The organism is Fusibacter sp. (assembly GCF_057447755.1).
Map to the genome: position 1 here is coordinate 1 of NZ_JBVBZF010000372.1, position 3,289 is coordinate 3,289.

Here is a 3,289-nt window from a genome sequence, read left to right on the forward strand (position 1 = left end):
CAAGACAAAGGTGCTCTAGTGCTTCGTGTGCTTTATAAAGTAGCGTTCCACCTGGGGTTTCATAAATGCCTCTTGATTTCATGCCGACAACTCTGTTTTCAACCAAATCAATTGTACCTATGGCATGCGTGCCACCGATTTTATTGAGTGTCTCCATGATTGTAAGGGCATCCATGGCCTCGCCATTGACTTTCACTGGAATACCAGCTTCGAAATCAATGGTGATGTACTCTGGTGTATCAGGTGCATCTTCAGGCGTATTAGACATTTTCAAGATTTTTTTATAGTCTGTTTCAACAGAAGGGTTCTCTATTTCGAGGCCTTCATGTGAAAGATGCCAAATATTCTTATCTCTTGAGTAACTTTGTTCTGCTGTAAATGGAAGATGAATGCCCTTAGAATGACAATACTCAATAGCATCTTCTCTCGATTTAATATTCCAAAGTCTCCATGGTGCTATTATTTTTAAATCAGGATTTAAAGCCTTGATGGCAAGCTCAAATCTGACTTGATCATTTCCTTTTCCTGTTGCGCCGTGGCAGATTGCCTCAGCACCTTCGAGTTCTGCTACATCCACAAGAACTTTTGAGATTAATGGCCTTGCCATACACGTCCCGAGCAAATATTGATTTTCATAGATTGCGTTTGCTTTAAGTGTAGGCCAAATGTAGGATTCAATAAACTCTTCAACAACATCTTTGACGTAGACCTTTGATGCTCCCGATTTAATTGCTTTTGCTTCTAGATTATCGAGTTCATCAATGCCTTGGCCGACATTTACGCAAACGGCGATAATTTCATAATCATAATTTTCCTTTAGCCATGGGATGATGGTTGTGGTATCTAAACCACCAGAATAGGCTAAAACAACTTTTTTCGCCATAAGCGCCTCCTTTAAAATAATTAATGGTGATACGCATGATTATACAATTAATTTAATATAGATGCAAGAAATTTTTAAAAAAATATTGCAAATTTATTTATAGATATGTATAATAATCAGAAATCATCAAAATTATTATTGAAAATACAGGATGTAACTGTATAAGGAGTTGAGAATAATGAGGCGAAGTGCAGAAGAAATAGACCGGAACAAAATGAATACATTATGTATAAACAGTGTATAAAACGTATATTTATTAAGGAGGAACAATTATGTTCAAAATCGTAAAGGGTCATATTAACTCGCCTAAGGGATTTTTAGCTGGTGGTTTACATGCTGGTATAAAGAAAAAGAAGAAAGATCTAGCCATTATTTACTCTGAAGCACCTGCTGTTTTAGCAGGTGTATTTACAACAAATCAGGTTAAAGCAGCACCTGTATTATGGAATCAACAAATATTATCTCAAGGGAACCCAGTTCATGCAGTCGTTATTAATAGTGGCAATGCAAATGCTTGTACCGGGGCTCAAGGGATTCTTGATAACGCACAAATGGCAAAATGGGTATCAGAAAAGCTCAATTGTGAGCAAGAAGAGGTCCTTGTCGCATCCACAGGTATTATTGGTTTGCCCCTTCCCATGGATGTTGTGGAGACCGGGATCAAAACCCTTAGTGAAAAGCTGACGCATCATAGCTTATGTGGTAAAAATGCAGCAGAAGCCATCATGACCACAGATACGTTTTCTAAGGAAGTTTGCGTCGAGTTGATGTTATACGGAAATAAAGTGACCATTTCTGGGATGTCCAAGGGATCGGGTATGATTCATCCCAATATGGCAACCATGTTGTCCTTTGTGACGACTGATGCCAAAATAGAGGGGGCAGATTTACAAGCACTTTTGGGGTCTATTAATGAAGACACTTATAATATGATCTCGGTCGATGGCGATACGAGTACAAATGACATGGTAATTGTACTTGCAAATGGTGAGGCGATGACTGAAACGCTTAAAAAGGAAGATCCCGAATTTAATAAGTTCAAGAAAGCATTCTTATACGTTCATCAAACCCTTGCTAAACTCATCGTAAAAGATGGAGAAGGTGCGAGTAAGCTTTTAGAAGTCACCGTAACTGGCGCACAATCTACAAAGGATGCTAAAAAAGTCGTTAAATCAGTACTGACTTCTAGCCTTGTGAAAACCGCATTTTTCGGAGAAGATGCCAATTGGGGTAGAATCCTTTGCGCTGCAGGCTACTCAGGTGTGACGTTTGACCCTATGGCTGTGGATTTGTCATTTTCGAGCGACAAAGGCTCTATCGAGCTCTTAAATGGCGGCGAGCCTGTTGCTTTCAGTGAAGAAATTGCCTCTGAAATCTTGTCTGAAAAAGAAATTTTTGTACACCTGACATTGGGTGACGGCAGTTCAAAAGCTGTGGGCTGGGGCTGTGATTTAAGTTATGAATACGTCAAAATTAATGGAGCATATAGAACCTGATGGAAAAGATTATAGATAAAGCAAGAATACTCATAGAGGCACTGCCATATATTCATGAGTTCAAGGGCAAGATCTTTGTCATAAAATATGGTGGGAGTGCAATGAAGGATCCCGTTTTAAGACAAAATGTCATGATGGACATATCGCTTTTATCATCTGTGGGCATATTGCCTGTGGTCGTCCATGGTGGTGGAAATGATATCACCAAGCTTCTGGATGAAGTTGGACAAAATTCGACTTTTTTAAATGGAATTCGACTGACCAATGATCAGAATGTGGATTATGTAGAAATGATGTTGTCGGGAAAAATCAACAAGCAGATTGTCTCAGACCTCAATTTCAATCATGGACATGCGGTTGGAATCTCAGGTAGAGACGGGGGTCTCATTGAAGCCGACTGCCTTGATGTCACAAATTTTGCGATGGACCGTGTTGGCAAAATTAAAAAAATTGAAACCGGATTATTGCTGACCCTGTTAAACGCAGGCTATATTCCAGTAGTATCACCGATAGGCACGGATTCAAAGGGAAATGCACTTAACATCAATGCTGATGAGGTTGCAGGCGAAATCGCCAGTGCGCTCAATGCTGAAAAACTGATTTACCTTACTGATGTGGATGGCGTTATGGAAGATCAAAAGCTTGTCAGTGAAATCAATGCGCAAGAAGCACAGACTTTGATAGATAAGGGCGTCATTTATGGTGGTATGATTCCTAAGGTCGAGTACTGTATAAAATCAAATGTGGCCAATGTCCATATTTTAAATGGGACTTTAGAGCATTCAATTTTGCTTGAAATCTTTACACAAGAGGGCATTGGCACTAAAGTCGTAAAATATTAACAGCTCTATGAGGAGGGCTAATGAATACGTCAGATAATAATAAAAATTCTAGTATAAATGCAGATTTA

General features: G+C 39.2%; 3 protein-coding genes. 2 read left to right on the forward strand and 1 reads right to left on the reverse strand.

All coding sequences use genetic code 11. The features are described 5' to 3' along the window. A partial coding sequence (locus AC220I_RS20335) for an argininosuccinate synthase (protein ID WP_486725697.1) occupies nucleotides 1-904 on the reverse strand: 904 nt, incomplete at its 3' end. Between the two features lie 251 nt (nucleotides 905-1,155). Between AC220I_RS20335 and argJ the strand changes: the two genes are divergently transcribed. Together argJ and argB are read left to right on the forward strand one after the other, a co-directional pair. Next, nucleotides 1,156-2,379 carry a bifunctional ornithine acetyltransferase/N-acetylglutamate synthase gene (argJ, locus tag AC220I_RS20340; protein WP_486725695.1) on the forward strand — a complete coding sequence of 408 codons (1,224 nt, stop codon included), beginning with the start codon at nucleotides 1,156-1,158 and terminating at the stop codon, nucleotides 2,377-2,379. Continuing rightward, complete coding sequence (gene argB / locus AC220I_RS20345) at nucleotides 2,379-3,221, forward strand: acetylglutamate kinase (protein WP_486725696.1); 843 nt, start codon at nucleotides 2,379-2,381, stop codon at nucleotides 3,219-3,221. Before argJ ends, argB begins: the two co-directional genes overlap by 1 nt. Nucleotides 3,222-3,289 lie beyond the last annotated feature (68 nt).